Origin of the sequence: Arcicella sp. BE140 (assembly GCF_031456255.1) — a bacterium.
Classification (GTDB): Bacteria; Bacteroidota; Bacteroidia; order Cytophagales; family Spirosomataceae; genus Arcicella; species Arcicella aquatica.
Window position 1 is genome coordinate 1 of sequence record NZ_JAVDUE010000002.1, and the last position, 19,015, is coordinate 19,015.

The window sequence follows — 19,015 nt, forward strand, 5'->3', positions numbered from 1 at the left end:
AAATCACTAAATCACTAAATCACTAAATCACTAAATCACTAAATCACTAAATCACTAAATCACTAAATCACTAAATCACTAAATCACTAAATCACCTCAATCGGCACGGGCGTTTGGCTTTTTATTTCGTTGACTACAAATCTGCTTTGAGCATTTCCAATATTTGAGAGCGTCGCTAATTTGTGTAAAATAAAATGGCGGTATTCATCCATATCTCTTACCAATACTTTTAATAAGAAATCCGATCCTCCAGAAATACAATAACATTCTACAACTTCTGGCAAGAGTAAAACATCTTTTTCAAATTGCTCTAGAAAACTAGCTGCATGCTCTTTTAAGGTTACATCCACCAACACCACCAAACTTTTCCCAAGCTTAGATTTATTCAGAATAGCCGTATATTTTTCAATCACTCCTTCACTTTCAAGGCGTTTTATCCTTTCGTGAATAGGCGTTGTTGTTAAATTAAGTCTTGCAGCAATTTCCTTATTGGTCATCAACGCATTTGCTTGCAGAAACTGTAAGATTTTTAAATCTATGTTATCTAATGCTGCCATTTTATGGGTAATTAAAAGATTATTTAATGGGAAGTGAATCACTAAAACTTAAGGAATCAGCGATTTTTAAGAAATTCTGCAACACAGGATTAGTATCATCTTTTCGCCACATGATAGAGAGATTAGTTTGCTCTGAAATATTTTTAAGCTCAATAAACTTTACTTTCATGGCCGAACTATGTTTGTAAGAAATAGGCATTAATGAAATGCCAAGATTGTGCTCTACTAACTTTAAAATAGTAGCCCCATAGTTTGATTCATGGACTACATTGGGTAAAAAGCCTTCTCGTTCACAAAGTCGCAATAATAAATCATGGTAAACCGAACTCGAATTGCGAGGCGGTAAAATAAAATTATCATGTTTTACCTGTGCCAAACTTTTAAAGGTATCTTCATTAATTGGATGACATGTGGGCAAAATTAAGGCAAAAGGCTCTTTAAAAATAATTTTAGAAGTAAGGTCTTTATCAGGATGAAGTTCTCGGATAAAGGCTACATCAATTTCATGTTTCTTCAATGCTTCAATGACAAAACTATCTAACATCTCTGATAAGTTCGCTTTGATAGCAGGAAAGAGGAGTCTTAGTTCAGACAAAAGCGGAGGAATGACCGAATAAATAGCAGAACCAGGGTGTCCAATCCTAATTTCGCCTTCTTCACCATTATGAATCAGTTGAGTTCTGTGTTTGATATTATCTAATTGCGACAGAATTTTTTGCGCTTCATTATTGAGATATTCGCCTGCGGGCGTAAGTTTTACATTGCGTTTGTCTCGCTCGAATAGCAATACTCCTAATTTATTTTCCAATTGTTGAACCTGCCGACTTAAAGCAGGTTGAGCAATAAAAAGCTTTTCGGAAGCTTTAGAAAAATGAAGCTCGGAAGCAACACCTAAAAAATAAGATAGCTGTCTAAAATCCATTGTTTTTAAATTTAAAGAGTCAGGAAGTAAAAAAAATAGATAAGCGCAGAAGTTTTGACTTATGCCTAAAAAGCATAAGTTGATATAAATTAAGCATTTTTTATTATAAATAGAAAATGGTTTATTTGTAGATATTATATTATACGTTTAAAAGAGCTTGTTGATATGAGTAAAAGTATCCAAATTCGTGAAGCAGATTACTTAGATGTGCCTTTGATTTGTAAGATTAGTGAAGAAACTTTTATTGATACTTATGGCGCACAAAATACTCCTGAGAACCTAGAAGCTTATTTGACTAAACATTTCAACCAAGCACAGATATTATCTGAAATTCAGACAGATGGAACGATTTTTTTAATAGTAGAAATTGATAACGAAGCGGTTGGGTATGCTAAACTTAGGGTAAATAAAAGCGAATTTTCGGATAGAAATGCCTTAGAATTAGAACGTATCTACGTTAAAAAGAAATTCCACGGACAAAAGTTGGGAGGATTGTTATTAGAGCAGTGCTGTGAAAAAACAAAGGCTGCAGGCTGTGACCTGCTCTGGTTGGGTGTATGGGAGTATAATTTGAAAGCATTGAACTTTTATAAAAGTAAAGGGTTTGAAATAAATGGAACCCATGTTTTTATGTTAGGGGATGATGAACAGACGGATTATTTAATGACAAAAGAATTGAATATACTTAAAGTATAAATACTCATTCAAAAAGAAGTGAGTACAAACAATATTTACACTATTCGTGTGAATTTTTAGAAAAGGTTAATACACAAAATCCCTACCCTTGGTGGGGATTTTTGTTTTTTTGTGAAAGATAGAAATAATTAAATAGTATGCTTGCATAACAAATTTATTTTTATTTAACTTTACCTATATTTTTTATAAAACAAACAACATGAACCGTTCAATTAGAAAAGTAGCCGTTTTGGGCTCTGGGATTATGGGAAGCCGTATCGCTTGCCATTTTGCTAATATAGGCGTTGAGGTCATGCTTTTGGATATTGTTCCAAAAGAACCCAACGATGCTGAAAAAGCCAAAGGGCTTAGCACTGATCATCCTGCGGTGCGTAATCGTATTGTAAACGACGCCTTTCAACAAACTTTAAAAGCTAATCCAGCGGCATTGTATTCTGCATCTTTTGCCAATAGAATAAAACTGGGCAATTTTGATGATAATTTAGCCGAAATCAGTCAATACGACTGGGTAATTGAAGTAATTGTTGAAAATTTAGCTATTAAAAAATCATTGTATGAAAAAGTAGATGCTTTGCGTAAAGTAGGTACTTTGGTTACTTCAAATACTTCTGGGATTCCTATCCATCTAATGGCGGAAGGGCGTTCGGAAGATTTCAAAAAACATTTCTGTGGGACACACTTTTTTAACCCTCCTCGTTATCTGAAACTATTGGAGATTATTCCAACGCCAAACACCGATACTACCGTTATAGATTTCCTGATGCATTATGGCGATCGTTATCTTGGCAAAACTACCGTTTTGTGTAAAGATACTCCTGCCTTTATTGCTAACCGTGTGGGTGTGTATTCGATGATGAAAACCATGCAGGTAGTAGAAGAGCTTGGATTGACAGTGGAGGAAGTAGATAAGTTGACATCTGTAGTGGTAGGTCGTCCGAAATCAGGAACTTTCCGTTTGTCGGATGTGGTGGGTTTAGATACTACCATCAACGTTTCGAATAATTTGTATGCAGGACTAACCAACGACGACGCAAAAGATACTTTTATCTTGCCAGAAATGGTGAAAAAGTTACAGGAGAAAAAATGGTTAGGCGATAAAACTGGTCAAGGATTTTATAAGAAAATAAAGGGAGCGAATGGCAAATCAGAGATTTTAGCCTTGAACCTAAAAACCTTTGAATATGAGCCTTCTCAAAAAGTAAAATTTGCTGTTTTTGAGCAAACTAAAAGCTTGCCTTTGAAAGAGCGTTTTGCTGTTTTATTAGCAGACAAAAGCAAAGCAGGGGAATTTTATAGAAAAACTATCTTAGATGGTTTCAGGTATGTAACCAACAGAATCCCTGAGATTTCGGATGAATTATACCGCATTGATGCCGCTATTTGCGCAGGTTTTGGTTGGGAAATTGGCTTGTTTGAAACATGGGATGCTATTGGTGTAGAAAAAGGACTTGCTTTGATGGAAGCTGAAGGCATGAAATCAGCAGACTGGGTACACGAAATGTTAGCGTCGGGAGCAAAGACTTTCTATAAACGAGAAGGAGGAAAGCGTTTGTATTATGATATTCCAACTAAATCATACAAGGTAATTCCTGGCACGGAATCGTTTATTATTCTAGAAAACTTGTCTAATAACATTGTCTGGAAAAATGCAGAGAGCAACGTATATGATTTGGGCGATGGCATTTTAGGCTTAGAATTCCGTTCAAAAATGAACACTTTTGGTGCTGGCGTGATAGAAGGCATTCAGAAAGGAATCAGTTTGGCAGAAAAAGATTTTCGTGGTTTAGTGATTGGAAACGATAGTACAGAAGCATTTTCAGCAGGAGCCAACTTGGCGATGTTGTTTATGTTTGCTATTGAACAAGAGTACGACGAAATCAACATGATGATTGCTCAGTTCCAACAAACCATGATGAGAGTACGTTATTCATCAATCCCAGTTGTCGTTGCGCCACATTCATTGGCATTGGGTGGTGGTTGCGAAATCAATCTTCATGCTGATAGGGTAGTAGCGTCCGCAGAAACTTATATGGGCTTGGTTGAAGTAGGCGTAGGGTTAATTCCTGCGGGTGGTGGTACGAAAGAAATGGCATTGCGTTGTTCAGATTTATACAAAAATGGTGACCCTGAACTAAATACGTTGCAAAATGCTTTCATGAATATAGCCATGGCAAAAGTAAGTACTTCCGCACAAGAAGCTTATGAGATGAACTATTTGCGTCGTGGAGATGAGATTGTCTTAAATCGTTCTCGCCTCATTGCGGATGCCAAACAAGCAGCCATTGAATTAGCAGAAGCAGGATATACTCAGCCTAAAAAACGCAACGATATCAGAGTACAAGGTAAAGCTGGTATAGCCTTATTTAAAGCAGGAGTTCAAGGTATGAAAATGGGTAGATATATTTCAGACCATGATGCAAAAATTGCTGAAAAATTAGCGTATGTGATTTCTGGAGGAGATTTGAGTTATCCACAGTTGGTGTCAGAACAATATTTACTAGACCTAGAACGTGAAGCTTTCTTGTCGCTTTCAGCAGAGAAAAAGACATTAGAGCGTATCCAGAGTTTATTAAATGGTGGAAAACCGTTGAGGAATTAGGATTAAGCAGTGAGCTTTAAGCTATGAGCTGACAGCTTTCATTGTTAAAAGTAATCAATTAAAATCAAGGTACACTATGGCTCAAAGCTGAAGGCTCATGGCTCAAAGCTATAATACAGCTATAAAAAAGCTAAAAAAAATGAACGCATATATAGTAGCGGGTTATCGTACCGCTGTTGGAAAAGCCCCAAGAGGTGTTTTCCGTTTTACAAGACCAGACGATTTGGCGGCTGAAGTTATCAAACATTTGGTGGCACAAGTGCCTGCCCTAGACCCTACGCGTGTAGATGATTTGATTGTAGGCAATGCCGTTCCAGAGGCAGAGCAAGGCATGCAGATTGCACGCTATATCGCTTTATTATCATTGCCTAAAAATGTTCCAGGCTTTACTATTAATCGCTATTGCGGTTCAGGTATCGAGGCAATCGCTTTAGCTTCGGCTAAAATTCATGCTGGTCTTGCAGACTGTATTATTGCAGGCGGAGCAGAGTCGATGTCCTTAGTACCTACTACAGGATATAAAATGGCTTTGAATTTTGAAATTGCTCAAAAACATCCTGATTATTATATCGGCATGGGACTAACAGCCGAACAGGTACGTGAACAATTTAATATTTCTCGTGAAGAGCAAGATGAGTTTTCAGTAGCTTCGCATACGAAGGCATTAGCAGCGCAAGCGAATGGTTTGTTCAAAGATGAAATCGTGCCGATTACGGTGAAAGAAACGTTTTTTGATGCAAACTCAGGCAAAAAGAAAACCCGTGAATATGTAGTCGATACTGACGAAGGCCCACGTGCAGGAACAACAATGCAAGCTTTATCAAACCTAAAACCTGTTTTCGCAGCAGGAGGAACGGTAACGGCTGGTAATTCCTCACAAACGTCTGACGGTGCGGCTTTTGTCATGGTAATGTCAGAGGCAATGGTGAAGGAACTAAATCTTGAGCCTATCGCTCGTATGGTTACTTATGCCACGGCTGGCGTAGAGCCACGCATTATGGGTATTGGTCCTGTGGCTGCTATTCCATTAGCGTTGAAAAAGGCAGGATTGAACATCAATGATATTGACCAAATAGAACTAAACGAAGCCTTTGCAGCGCAATCGTTAGCGGTAATTAAGGAATTAGACTTAGACCGTTCGAAGATTAATGTCAATGGAGGTGCTATTGCTTTAGGACATCCGCTAGGCTGTTCAGGGGCAAAGCTTTCTATACAATTATTTAACGAAATGCGTCGAAGAAATCAAAAATACGGAATGGTTTCAGCGTGTGTTGGTGGCGGCCAAGGCGTAGCTGGTATTTATGAGTTATTGTAGTTTTTCGAATGCGTTAAGTTGAAAACATGAGTCATCCCGAATTTTAAAATTGCATAAAAAACGGTCTACAAACTAATTTAGACCGTTTTTTTATGATTGATAAATACCGAATTCCTACTGTTTGAGCGGAGCGAGTTTAGGAATTCTTGATTTTCTTTTGTTACTTTTCTTTTATCAAGAAAAGAAAAGTAAGGACAAGACGATAATACTTACAAATCCTCCAAAACTCACTATTTTATGAGAAAATTCGGGATGACTCATGTTTATTTATTACTAGTGAGTATCGATTACCCATAAGTATATAAATAGATGATAATCAATGTGTTAATTTCTAGCGAGGGACTTAAGTCCCTCGCTAGAAATTAATAAAAAATTTGACTTAATTCTGTTATAATTTAAACTCAACACTACTTCCCATAAATCAACTCTCCAATATTCTGTACATTAAACATCACACCCTCCTGTGAATTGCCAAGAAAGGCGATTACAATATCATCGTCTGGATAAATAATTAAGTATGAACTACTGCTAAAGGAATCGCCCGCATGATACCAGATGCGATGTCCATTTTTGTCTTTGCCTGTGTACCAGCCAATACCATAACCCGTTGCTTGCTTATCAGTGGTATACTGACTTTCAAAAAGTGCCTTCTTTAAAGTTGGGTCAAAATAATTACCATGTAGGATTTCATTCCCTAATGTTACTAAGTCTTTAGCCGTTGATAAAAGCCCACCGCCTGAATATTTATAACTTAAATCTCCCAAATCATTTTCTTGTCCTGTGACATCATAAAATTTACTTCTATTGTTGATAGTACTTTTTATATCGTCTCCACAAGTAGAGGATAGTTTTAAAGGGTGCCAGATATTTTTTCTCATGTACTGTAAATAACTTTCTTTGCTTGCTCCTTCAATGACGGCACCAATTAAATTCCAACCAAAACTAGAATAGTGGAATTGAGTATTAGGTTTAAAAAGCAAAGTATCATCTTTGAATACTTTCAGTGCCTGAATGGCATTATCAAAATGTTCGGTGCGAATATAATCGTTCAAATCATCCTCTTTGTAATCACGAAAGCCAGCTAAATGACCAGCCAATTGTCGGGTAGTAATTGTATATTTTTTTGGAGGAAAATCGGGAAGATATTGTTGGACAGGAGCATCTAAATCAAGTTTCTTCTCTGAAATAAGCTTGACTAATGCAAGTGAAGTCATCGCTTTGGAGATACTATTTATCCGAAAACGGGTAGAATCCGTAACAGGAATATTGTTGGCAACATCTGCATAGCCTAAATTAATTGAATATTTTATCTTATTTCCTTTACTAACACAAACCTGTAAGCCGTTCATTCCACTTTCGTCGATAAAATCCTTACAGTTTTTTTCTATGAGGCACTCAATCGCATCTTTGCAAGGTATTTCTATACTTGTTTTTATTGCTTCGGTTGAGATTAGTTGATTACCCACCGTGATATAGGCTGTAACAATACCCCTTACTTTTTTCCACTCGCCTAAACTTGTTTCTCTGGCAAAACAAGTATAACCATTGCTATTGGAGGTAGATATGCCAATAAATGTACCCGGTAAATCTATTCCACCCCTTATGATTTTTTGACGAACTACCTTTTTCCCTTCAAACTCAACCGTATCAGTTTTTAGTCTCTCAGGATACTTTTGCATAAACGTTCTATAGCCATCAGCAATAGCTGTTCTGTCGTGTAAATCAAGTATTTGTTCAAAACTTACAAAAAATGGTTTTGTGATTAAGTAGTTCAAATGGGAAAGGTCAAAAGTCAGCCAGCCATTTTTCATAGAAGACTCCACGATAATACTTTGTTGAAGAAGGTCTTCACTAGGTTGACCAGTCAAACTATCAACAGCATTTAATCGGATTCTAAACTTAAATGATTTGAGGTTATTTCTGAATATCCTAAGGCTTACTTTTTCCAAAAAAGCAGGAAAATCAAGCCCTTTTTCAATATACGCCTGTTTGTTTTCGATGAGTAATGCAATACATCGCCCAGCATAAGTTGTATCGGGTTCATACGTACCACCATTAGAGGTCTTATTGCCTAATTCAAACTTTTTATTTTTCTGTTTAGTCGCACTGACAGTTACAGAATTGAGCAATGTAGATTTTTCATTCAAAAGGATATTAATATCTTTTTGATGTGCTAGTAATTTTATCGGAATCCTTCTTTTTACAAAACCAAGGGCTGAAAAAGTTAAAGTATCTAAACTCAAATTTTGAGGAATAACAATTAAAAAGCTTCCGTCAGCATTAGAAATAGTACCAATATTTGATTTTTCAACCCCGATATTAACATAAGGAATAGGTTCTTTAGAGTTTTTATGCAGTGTTTTACCTTTAATAATTTTTTGTCCAACACTCAGGTTGGACAGCAATAATAAAAAGATAAGAGAAAGAAGATATCTGTTAGACATATTATATCGTGTTAGCCTATAAAAAACGAAAAAAGCGTTTAAGTCTTTCATGTTGAACACGATATTTTATAGAAGGTCATTGGTTCTACAAAAGTAAAAGCTTCAACAAATGCCTAATGGACATTAATTGAAGCTTTTGCTTATTAAATAAGGAGTGTTAAATAGTCTTAAAAACGATGTTGATAAGTTAGCGTTTAAACCGCATCAGCGGAATACTTAAATCTCAAAGCTCATCACTCTTAATATTATAAACCTATTACCCCTGTTATTGATAATGATACCGATACGTTGGTATTAGATTGTACTGCAATAGTATTCAAATCTAATGCACTCGATACATTCAATAACGCATTTAATGTCAATGATGAATTAGCATCGCCTGAAGGCTTATAAGATGCAAAGTGTATTTCATAATTACCTTGTTCCAAGAACGATACTTTGAAATTACCGTTTCCATCAACTACTGAGCTTGAAACAGCATTTTTAAATTCTATTGAACTATCGCCTTGTCCTTTGGCTTCAGTGCTTGGATTAAATTCTCCTTTTTTGTACACATAGGCTACCACTTTTCCCATCATAGTAGAGTTATATCCGTTGGCATGGCCTGTGATAGTACCTGTAGCACTTTTATTAACTACTCTTACTGATGACTGCAATTCGCCATAAGTAACAAATGAATAGTTTTTCTTAGCATTTTCTTCATAAGTTTTAATGGCTTTTCTTAAATCGAAATCAACCATTAAATCAGTAGTGCCAGTTTCACTAACTGTAAAAGGTTTGCTGTTTACATCAAGCGAGTTTCTAGCATTTCCAGAAATCGCTAACTTGGTTTTAGTCCCATCTACTTTTGAGATATACGTACCTGGGGCATTACCAGCTTGGTCTTTTTCATAGTCAAATACAAACGTTAGTTTACTATACGTACCAGTTTGGAATTTGCCATCAACCAATGTTAAGAAATTACCATTGTTAAGTTCAGCAATATTTACTGTTTTGGGTCCTTGAAATCCATCATATCTTTTTCCATCTAATCTTACTTCTGTAATGGTTACAAAAGCACCATTAATTTCGGCATTGTCAATCGGAGCATCAGTAATACCTACTTTCACTTGTCCTTTTGGCGCATTAGGGTCTTGTTCAGTAGCTGCGGGCGTTACGTTATCGTCATCTTTACTGCATGACCATTGTAATGTAATAATTCCTAAAGCCAATAAAGCATACACAAGGATTTTTCTAGTTTTCATAAGACATTAAAGTTTAAATTTGGACGTTTGATTTTTAGGGTTTTCAGTTAAATTGTTTTTCTAATTACTGCTATTTCGCAGTGTCTAATTTGCCTGTTTGTCTAATCAACATAAAAGAAATGTACATGAATGGAGGAAATACCTATTGATGTGATACCATAAAAGTGAGACGATTTTTTTATAAATATTTGATTATTAATTATTTATAAAAAATGACTAATGTGACACTTCACATCATTGTGTGATGAAAAATGAAGTTTTAGGAACTAATCGTTTTTGAAAGGAAAATCAAACAACATGAAAATAAGTGATAAATTGAGGAGAAGTGAGTATAAAGTGGGTAATTTTTGGGACACACCTGAGGAATACACTAAGAAGAATGTGATAAAAACATAAAAGTTCATTTAAACAACTGGTAACAATTGCTTAAATGAACTTTAGCATTGAAGAATAATGAGTGTGAAACAAATGATACTTATAATATAAAACTTTGGTATGTTAATCTACTTTCCAATCACCAAAAATAGCTTCTTTGGTATAGCCCTTCGCTTCTTCATCACTTAACTGATGTGTCCACGGAACTCTTTTGTCAGTGTTTGCCCCTTCGCCTGTGTTTTTATATTCAGCAAAATAGCTTGTTTGTTCATTGCTTGCTTTATCCCAATTGTGCCACCCCTCTGGTCTTATTTGTTTGCCAAGGCTACATTGTATGAATACTACTTTAGCAAAAGGTCTCCAAGGTCGGCCTAAATAAAAAGTGTTAGCCTCGGCATCTCCTGTGATGGTACAATTGTTAAAAACGTAGCCGAATGCTTTATTTTCTGGTGTCGAAGCCGCTGTTAGGTAACCGTTTTTCTTGGCAAACAAAGTGCATTTTTCAAAGAGAGCCGTAGATGAGCCAAAGATAAAATCAACAGTTCCTTCTATATAGCAATCGTAATAGTATTGCCTGCTTTCGTGCCCATACGTATAAAGGGTATCTTGAAAACCTAAGAACCTGCAATGTTCAAATTTGGCTTTATCACCCTTTACCCAAATAGCTACTGCTTGACCAACTGGTCCTGCTGAGTTTTGAAAGGTGATATTTTTAGCTGAAAACTCATTCCCAAACACATAAAAACTTGCCGAACCTGTTGTCCCTTTTTCTTCGCCAAAAATATTCTTTTTCTGTGCATAATCATCATAACTAAGAATGGTTTCAGTAAGGCTTTCTCCTATGAATTGCACCATGGCTTTTGATTCAGCCAATACCAATTTTTCTTTATAAGTACCTTTCTTGATAAAAATTGTCGTAGGTTTTTTACGAAAATCAGGAACGGCATTGATGGCTTCTTGAACGGTTTTGAATTGTCCACTACCATCTTGAGCAACTACAAAATCATATTGCTGTGCCTTCAAAATATTGGCTATCAATAACAGTAGAAAGCAGAGAAAGACACTTTTAGTTTTCATAAATAAATACTTTTGATAAATGCTTGATCATTAATTTTTGATAAACTTCAACACTTCCCGATAATCACCATTGAGGTATTCAAGGAAGTATGTTCCTGAAGATAGGTGATTGAGGTCTAAAATAGTTGAAGTACTATTAGATTGTGTATTGACACTCTGAATTTTTTGTCCAGAAGTCCCTAAGATACTTAAAGTTGCTTTGGCTACTGGATGAAAAACCGTTAATTCATTTTGTGATGGATTAGGACCAAACAATATTTTATTAACAGGTTCTTCTTCTATTCCCAAAGGACTACTTACTATTCCTTTCAACGCTAGCATTTTAGTACTCATACCAGACGAAGCATGACTAATATCTCCTGTAAAAGTACCGATAAGTTTAGCGGTCAATCTTACATAGATAGTCGTTTGTGATAATTTACCCGCGGACGGAGTAAGTTTTAAGGTCGAAGCCGCATTTACCCATGTAGCATTATCAATCGAAATTTCAAAATGCGGAGGAGGTGTTAATACTACCTCTCCGAGTAAATTATCCCCCGTTAGGCTATAGCTTTGCGTAGCTACTGACAAACCTATCAGATAAGTAAAGTCTTGTAAATTTTGTGAAATTGTTAGGGTAGGAGCAGAGGCTGTTAAAATAGCTTTTATCGGTAATGTAATCGCATTCAGTCCTGTCGTAGTATGAATAATATTACCAGTATACGTACCAGCAGTATTGATGCTTGCTCTTACATAAATAGTGGTTTTAGCGACTTTTCCAGCAGACTGGGTTAATTTTAAGACCCCCGTTGAAGTAACCCAAGTAGTACCATCTTTTGAAATTTCAAAGTTGCTCGGTGCCGTCAGGCTAATATCATCGCTTAGGTTCTCGCCCGAAATAGAATACGTTTGAACAGGTGAATTACTGCCAACCATATAAGTGAAATCGGTCAGAGACTGAATAATATTGAGCGTAGCAGGCTGCGTTTCCTTGGTTGAGCCTAATAAACTTAAATCTTTGATTTTGGCATAACGACCAGCACTTGAACTGCCTGTACTAAAATACATACGGATAGTTAAAGAATCGCCAGTAGCTAAGTTAATACCATTGGCACCATTTAGGGCTATTTGGTATAAAGTAACGGTGGCACTTGGCTCTGATACTGGAATAGCAGGATTAGCAAAGGAAGCATTAGCTGTACTGAGCATAGGTACACCAGCGATTAGCCCACCAGAAACATCAGCAGAATCTGATTTAAAGCCTGTTTTTGAATAAACTACAGCAAATTTACCAGTGGCAGCGGCATACAAAGCCATTTTTAAACTGATAGAATCTACCTTTACCGCATAACCAGCAGAAGCTTTAATGGTAAATTGTTCATAAGATGAACGGCTCAAATTATTGCCAAAGCCTCCCCCAGCGGTAGTCCAAAGTCCGCCACCATCTGTTGAAGGGGCAAAAGCTTGTCCATGTAGTGTTGAATAAGCAGGAATTACAGAGCCATTGGATAAACTAAGTTTTTTTAAAACGGGCTTACCAACAATTACACCCTTCGCTCTTAGTGCCAAACTATCAGCATCTGATACTACCATTGACCAATAAGCCAGTCGTTGAGAAACAGGCAGGGCATCTGTTTGGGTAGTGCCGTTTACAGTGATGGATTTACTGGTTGCTCCAGTACTGGTATGTATAATATTTCCACTGAAAGTTCCTGCCAGCGTGCTATTCAAACGTACTTGTATATTAGTAGAAGGGATACTGCCGTTTGTAGGTGCAATACTTACACTACTTTTAGTATCAACCCACGTTTTCCCTCCATCAATAGAAACCTCAAAATTAGTTGGGATACTGATGTTAAGTTTATCAGCTAAATTTTCGGCAGACAGCGTATATACTTGTGCTGAGGAGGCCTTTCCCAAGCCTTGCATAAAATCTTTAGGTGTTCCTGCAATGGTAATGGTTGGAACACTTGAAATCGTTAGGGTATCTGAAACAAAATCCTTAAAACCCGTTTTGCTTATTTTTAATAAATAATAATAGGTCTTCCCTGCCACAGGAGCGGTGTCAGTCATACTAAAATTTATCAGGGTATCGGTAGTCGCAACGGTCTCACTGATTTTAGTAAAGCTAACCTTATTATCGGTACTTCTGTATAGTTCATAGCGGAGGTCTTTCATCGCCCAAGCAATATTCCATGAAAAAGTAGTAGGAGTAGAAAGGTTCGCTCCTTTTACCGTTTTGATATTGACAGCTACGATTTCAGCTTTAGGAGTTGTACAAAAATCTGTGGTGGTAGTACATGGATTCCAATCACCAAATATTTTGGTATTGTCGTAATATGGCGATGCTTGGGCATCTGTCAATTGTTTTGACCATGATAGTCTTTTGCTAATATCAGCCAATGAGCCATCATAACGCCTGCTTTTGTATTCAGCATAGGTAATTAAAGCAGTATTTGTTCCACTATCCCATGTTGACCACCCTTCTGGTTTTACTATTTTGTTGCCATAGATACTATTCAAGAAAACCACTTTGTTGTATTTTTTCGCTACATCAGCCGTAGAAGCATCGTTTTGCCAAGGTCTGCCTAGCACATAAGCAGTTACACCAGTATTAGTAGGTAAAATACAATTCCTGAAAACATAGCCATAATTTTGAGTATTAGGCGTGTTAGCGGCTGTGATATAGCTCCCCGACAATTTATCGACACGATCTTTGGCATATACGATACATGAATCGAAAACAGTAATGGCACTTCCGAAGATAAAATCAACGACACCGTCGATATAACAATTTTTAAAGTATTGTCTTTTACCGTCTCCATTACTTAATACAGTATCTTGTCCACCTAGAAAAATACAGCTTTTCGCTACATTCCTATCTCCTTCCAACGAAATAGCCAAAGCTTGTGGGGCATCGCCTGTAGTGTTTTCTACTGTCAAGTTTTGTAAATAACAATCGGCTGCTTTGATGGTTAATGTTGCCGAGGTGCTTGTGCCGAATGTTCCCCCTGCGGGATTTACTTTTCCAGAATAGTCATTCCATGAAATAATAGTTTTAGCGGCACTTTCACCAATCAGATGGATAAAAGTTTTGTTAGCAACGATTGATACCTTTTCAAGATACTTCCCATTTTTGATAAAGATTCTATAAGGTTTTGTGCTATTGACGGGGGCGGCATCAATGGCAGCCTGTATCGTCTTGTATGAACCAGTACCATCTTGGGCAACTACAGCATCATAACCCATTAAATCTATAATGACAGAACCACCAGCGATTTCGCCTGTACCTGTATCTTTATTAATACCATTCAAGAAATTCTCTAAATTGGTATAACCATTTGTACCTACTGAGTTTCCATCACTAGCATTGTTGGGATTTAGTCCATTGGCTATTTCCCAAAGGTCGTCCATTCCATCTTTGTCAGCGTCTTTATACGGAGTATTTGAACCATATTTAGGCACGCCTCCCACATCCGAAGGGCTATCAATAATACCAGAAGGATGACTTACCCCAGTATCTTTGATAGTAGCATAGGCCGCACCTTCATAAGTAGCTGTACCATAAGTTGTCTCTCTTACAATTCGGGCATCAATGCCATCACGTCTAGGAAGTATAGCTCCTGCACTATCCAACACAGATAAATATGCAGCTTCTGCTGTTTGTGTACGCACAGGTGCGGTTGCGAATGGCTGACTTTGTCGGGCTACTGCTAGTAATGCATCAACCTTTGCATAGCCGTCTTTTTGTACACCCTTTGCCCAGTTGTCTGCCGATACATCTGGATAACCCGCTACTACATTCCCATTGATATAAAATTTACCGCCCCACGTAGTATCTGTTTCATTATCTACTACATAGCTCGAATAATAAAGAAGGCGGTTTCTTTTATTTGAAGCAGAACTAACAGTAAGACTTCCCGGAGTGGCTGGCCCTGGTTTATAGTAATTATTGACCATATTGATTCTACTGCCTTCGCCACCATAAGACGAATTAATGTTTCCCCAGTTATATAATACGTTGTTTCGATAATCCACTAATTCTTCTGAAGCAGGGTATGGAATGTATCCCGGACGAGTACCACCAAAGCGTGGATTTCTGGAAGTATGGTGTGCAATTAAATTATGGTGGAAAGTAGCATTAGCACCTCCCCATATCCCTCCGTACCCATGTTTCCCTTTATCATGTTTTGAATTAAATAAACTTTCGCTGAGGATACACCATTGTAACGTAAAATTGCGAATGCCATAAAATGAGCCTGTTTCGTCAATTGACCAGCTCATTGAGCAGTGGTCAACAATGATGTTTTCAAAAAGATGATTCCAGCTGTTCATGGCATCATCATCAACGGCATTGTCGTCACCAAAACGGCAACGAATATAGCGTATGATGACATCCGAAGCAGAAATATTTACAGTATAGCCCGTAATACAAATACCTTGACCTGGGGCTGTTTGTCCAGCAATGGTAATATTACTTTGCTTGATTTGTAAACGGCTTTTCAGTTTTATTTCACCTGAGACTTTGAATACAATTGTTCTATTAGGCTGACTGATGGCATCTCTTAAACTTCCTGTGCCAGTATCGTTGAGATTAGTTACTTCGTAAACTGTGCCACCACGCCCACCTTTAGCGAAACGACCGCCACCTTCGGCAGTGGGAAATGCCAGTTGTTGTGCATTGAGTATCGAAGAAAAAAACAAAAGGAGTATTACAGACAAAAAAAAAGCTTTTTTGTCTTCACTAAATAGCAAAGAAGTTTTCATCGTTTTTTTCAGGAAATATGTTTTCCGTTAAAAAGGTTAAAGATACTTTTTGAAGATTGTTTTGTTCCCTGCTTTGTCATTTGCTAACAAAGCAGGGTGTGTTTAAATTGTTGTAGTGTAGTTTTTTACAAAAATTATTTTTTATCCCACTTTTTAACCCAATTAGGGTAATCAACCGCTAAAAGTTTGGCTGGCCAAATGCCGTAATAAGCATAGCCAACTCTTCTTTCATTTTCAATTTCTGCTAACGTAGCTCTCGGTACGCTGTCTCTACCAGTAAAGAAAGGGACATTCGTTTCATAATTATAGAACCTTGCCCAGAGCGTAGAATTAGGGTCTGATTTAACAAGGCGGTCTTTACCTTTAGGAAGCGATGGGTCTTTTACCTCCTCTATTTTGATACCTACCAATTTTACAGCATCTAACCAGCTTACAGCGGCATTGATAGCTCGTTTTACTTCGGGAGAGGGATTGTCAATACCCATTAAAAAATGGATAATTCCCACTGTTTCAGCACCACTTAATGAAGGTAATTCAAACTTACGGGCTTTAGCAGGAAGCAAAGTCACTCTGTCGTGTTGAGCACACCATGCTGTAAGTTTACCATTTTGTTTGTATTGGGTATTCAAGATACAAGCAATGCCTTTTTGTACTGCTTCTTTAGCTTGTGGTCTTAATGAAGCATCTACTACCTCAAAATTATTTTTAGCTTCTGCTGTATTTCTCAATACATTCATCACATCAATCATGGCGTTATCATTATAAGTGATGTGCTTGTGATAGCCTGAAGTATCAGGAAAGAATTGTCCCCAACCACCTGCTTTGTTTTGAGCTTCCAATAAATACTTGATACCTCTTTCAGCTGCTTGAATATAAGCTGGATTCTGAGTTTTCTTATAAGCTCCTACTAAAGTAGTGATTTCGTTGGTGGTAGCTTTATCATCGATTGTAGTATCATATACTTTTTTCTCTGATAATAATTTTGCTTTCAAAGTACTTGAAACCGTCAAGTTATAATTGATAGCATCACCGCCTGGCTGTGGCCAACCTCCGTTATCTCTTTGATACAAAAGCATTCTTTCTGCTACAGAATCTTGAGGGTAAGCAGTTGCTTGAGTATTTTGGATTGGTTGTACACTTTTGCAAGCAATCATCTCAAAGCTTACTAAACAAGCAACACAAAGTAGGATTTTATAATACATGATTTTAGGGATATAATATAAATTGATTAGTAGTTTTTAAAAGAAATTTCTTTTAAAAACTACTAATCAATCAGGTTATTTTACTCTCCAACGAGGGTCGCCAGTGTCTTTACGACCAGCGAAGGTAGCATCTTTGAAGTTGAAATTTAAACCAGAATAAGGGCTAACCCAAAGTTCTGATGCCTTTTTAGTATAAGTAAACGAAGGTAAACCCGAGATTTCAGTACCTGCTACATAACCAAAGTCACCTGTAGTATAAGTATTCAATACCGTAAAGTTGGTAACATCTAAACCAGCAGATTTTCCGCGGACAGTCAACACCGAAGTCCCTGCTTGGTCCCAAGCGTGTCCCCAAATACAGTTAGCTATTTTAATACCATTCGTCACATTACGTAGACCAACCGCAGTACCACGCCAGTTGAATAATGAACCGCCATTTGTCGCAATTTCACTCAAAGTACAGTCTTCAATGACAACAGAATTTGAATTTTGGCGAGATGTCAAGAAAATATTGATTTTGCTAAACGTACTGCTTTGTAAAATAATGTTATCAACCGCTGCATTTCCAGCTCCGTCTGTATCAGTTGTCAATACCCCATAAGTACCAATCTGATGAACAATAGAGTTTTTGATAATGAAATTGTTTACGAAAGCTTTTGCTCTGATACGTAATACTCCACGCATATTAGAGATAATGCAATTATCAAACGATAGCTCTTTCACGGTAGTTAAAGTAGCAATATTAGGGTTGAAAATATAACTACCACCAATATCAGCACCAATAAATTCGATATTATTAAAACGGAGATAATCTAACGTTACGCCAGTACCGATATTTCCACCACCTGAAGTAGTAATGATTGTTTTTTGCTCGCCAAAACCATAAGCACTTGTTATGGTAACTGATTTATCAAAATTGTTAGTAGGCATTACATAAGTAGCACCTTTTTTCAACACAATGATTCCCTTCTCTACTACATTTAATAACGCTGCATTCAGTGCATTTGGGTCATCGCTTTCTGATAAGTCTATTACGTTAGGGCTACTAGTATCTACTGCACGACTGATAGTTGTATAATTGTCCCAACCTTTTACCGTTCCATCAGCACTATAAATAGCCAATTGATAAGTAGTAAGCGGATTCAATTTTTTAATAATAGTACTTCCAGCCTTTTGGTCTGCTTCAGATACATCGTATTGAGCCAATGGCGTAGCTAGTTTCAAGTCTGTTTTAGCAAAAACCTTTACTTTGGTAATGGCTACACCACCTGTCGCCCATCTTACTCTAGCGGCTACATCAATCACATCGGCAGCAGTAGGCGTCACCATGATACTTGGGAATTTTTCTGTCCTTACACTACCTAAATCCGAAACCTTACTATCAAATTCTGCTTTAAGAGCGTGGGCTTTTGCACGAACTTGATAAGTAGTATTCCAATAGAGAGATTCGCCTTTTAATAAAGTTTGGTCAACCACTACATAGTTAGTATCAACTTTAAAAGAGTAATCAGTCGTTTTGAAAGTATCTCTACTTACTTCTACTGTATAGCCTGTAGCTGCTTTAATATTACCCATATTTACGATAATGGTATTATTTTTAGCAGAAAGCTCTTTGTTCAAAACAGGTCTAAAAAGACGAGTTTCAGCGGTAATTTCATCTTCAGTTTTGCAAGCAAAGAAAGCCCCTAAGCTCACTAATACTACTGCTAAACTTTGTTTTATATGTATTTTATTCATGAGTATTTCTTTGTTTATTTTTTTTAGTGATGAGTTGTGAGTTAGTGAATTATGCATAAACGATTTTAACGTTTAAAATATATTCAATGAATTATTCACTA

General features: G+C 37.0%; 11 protein-coding genes. 3 read left to right on the top strand and 8 right to left on the bottom strand.

What is annotated here, in order from left to right:
• Positions 1-86 precede the first annotated feature (86 nt).
• Together J2Y60_RS03250 and J2Y60_RS03255 are read right to left on the bottom strand one after the other, a co-directional pair.
• Positions 87-557, bottom strand: a complete 471-nt coding sequence (locus J2Y60_RS03250) for an Lrp/AsnC family transcriptional regulator (RefSeq protein ID WP_309913206.1) — start codon at positions 555-557, stop codon at positions 87-89.
• Positions 558-576: 19 nt separating this feature from the next.
• Positions 577-1,479: a LysR substrate-binding domain-containing protein gene (locus J2Y60_RS03255; RefSeq protein ID WP_309913210.1), complete on the bottom strand. Its 903-nt coding sequence runs from the start codon at positions 1,477-1,479 to the stop codon at positions 577-579.
• A gap of 165 nt (positions 1,480-1,644) precedes the next feature.
• Between J2Y60_RS03255 and J2Y60_RS03260 the strand changes: the two genes are divergently transcribed.
• The 3 genes from J2Y60_RS03260 (at position 1,645) to J2Y60_RS03270 (ending at position 6,089) form a co-directional block, all read left to right on the top strand.
• Positions 1,645-2,175 carry a GNAT family N-acetyltransferase gene (locus tag J2Y60_RS03260; RefSeq protein WP_309913214.1) on the top strand — a complete coding sequence of 177 codons (531 nt, stop codon included), beginning with the start codon at positions 1,645-1,647 and terminating at the stop codon, positions 2,173-2,175.
• A gap of 199 nt (positions 2,176-2,374) precedes the next feature.
• Positions 2,375-4,774, top strand: a complete 2,400-nt coding sequence (locus tag J2Y60_RS03265) for a 3-hydroxyacyl-CoA dehydrogenase/enoyl-CoA hydratase family protein (protein ID WP_309913217.1) — start codon at positions 2,375-2,377, stop codon at positions 4,772-4,774.
• A gap of 139 nt (positions 4,775-4,913) precedes the next feature.
• Entirely contained in the window at positions 4,914-6,089 is a 1,176-nt protein-coding gene (locus tag J2Y60_RS03270) for an acetyl-CoA C-acyltransferase (protein WP_309913220.1), read from the top strand.
• Positions 6,090-6,496: 407 nt separating this feature from the next.
• Here the strand turns inward: J2Y60_RS03270 and J2Y60_RS03275 are convergent, their stop codons facing one another.
• The 6 genes from J2Y60_RS03275 to J2Y60_RS03300 form a co-directional block, all read right to left on the bottom strand.
• Complete coding sequence (locus tag J2Y60_RS03275; RefSeq protein WP_309913223.1) at positions 6,497-8,533, bottom strand: serine hydrolase; 2,037 nt, start codon at positions 8,531-8,533, stop codon at positions 6,497-6,499.
• Positions 8,534-8,778: 245 nt separating this feature from the next.
• The gene (locus J2Y60_RS03280; protein WP_309913226.1) at positions 8,779-9,777 is read right to left on the bottom strand and encodes a DUF4382 domain-containing protein; all 999 of its coding nucleotides are present in this window, start codon (positions 9,775-9,777) and stop codon (positions 8,779-8,781) included.
• Between the two features lie 498 nt (positions 9,778-10,275).
• Positions 10,276-11,229: a pectinesterase family protein gene (locus J2Y60_RS03285; RefSeq protein WP_309913230.1), complete on the bottom strand. Its 954-nt coding sequence runs from the start codon at positions 11,227-11,229 to the stop codon at positions 10,276-10,278.
• Between the two features lie 30 nt (positions 11,230-11,259).
• Complete coding sequence (locus J2Y60_RS03290) at positions 11,260-15,975, bottom strand: pectinesterase family protein (RefSeq protein WP_309913233.1); 4,716 nt, start codon at positions 15,973-15,975, stop codon at positions 11,260-11,262.
• 134 nt (positions 15,976-16,109) lie between these two features.
• Positions 16,110-17,177 (bottom strand): pectate lyase, encoded by a 1,068-nt coding sequence (pelA, locus tag J2Y60_RS03295; RefSeq protein ID WP_309913236.1) that lies wholly within the window; start codon positions 17,175-17,177, stop codon positions 16,110-16,112.
• Between the two features lie 75 nt (positions 17,178-17,252).
• Complete coding sequence (locus tag J2Y60_RS03300) at positions 17,253-18,914, bottom strand: DUF4957 domain-containing protein (RefSeq protein WP_309913239.1); 1,662 nt, start codon at positions 18,912-18,914, stop codon at positions 17,253-17,255.
• Between the last annotated feature and the right edge of the window lie 101 nt (positions 18,915-19,015).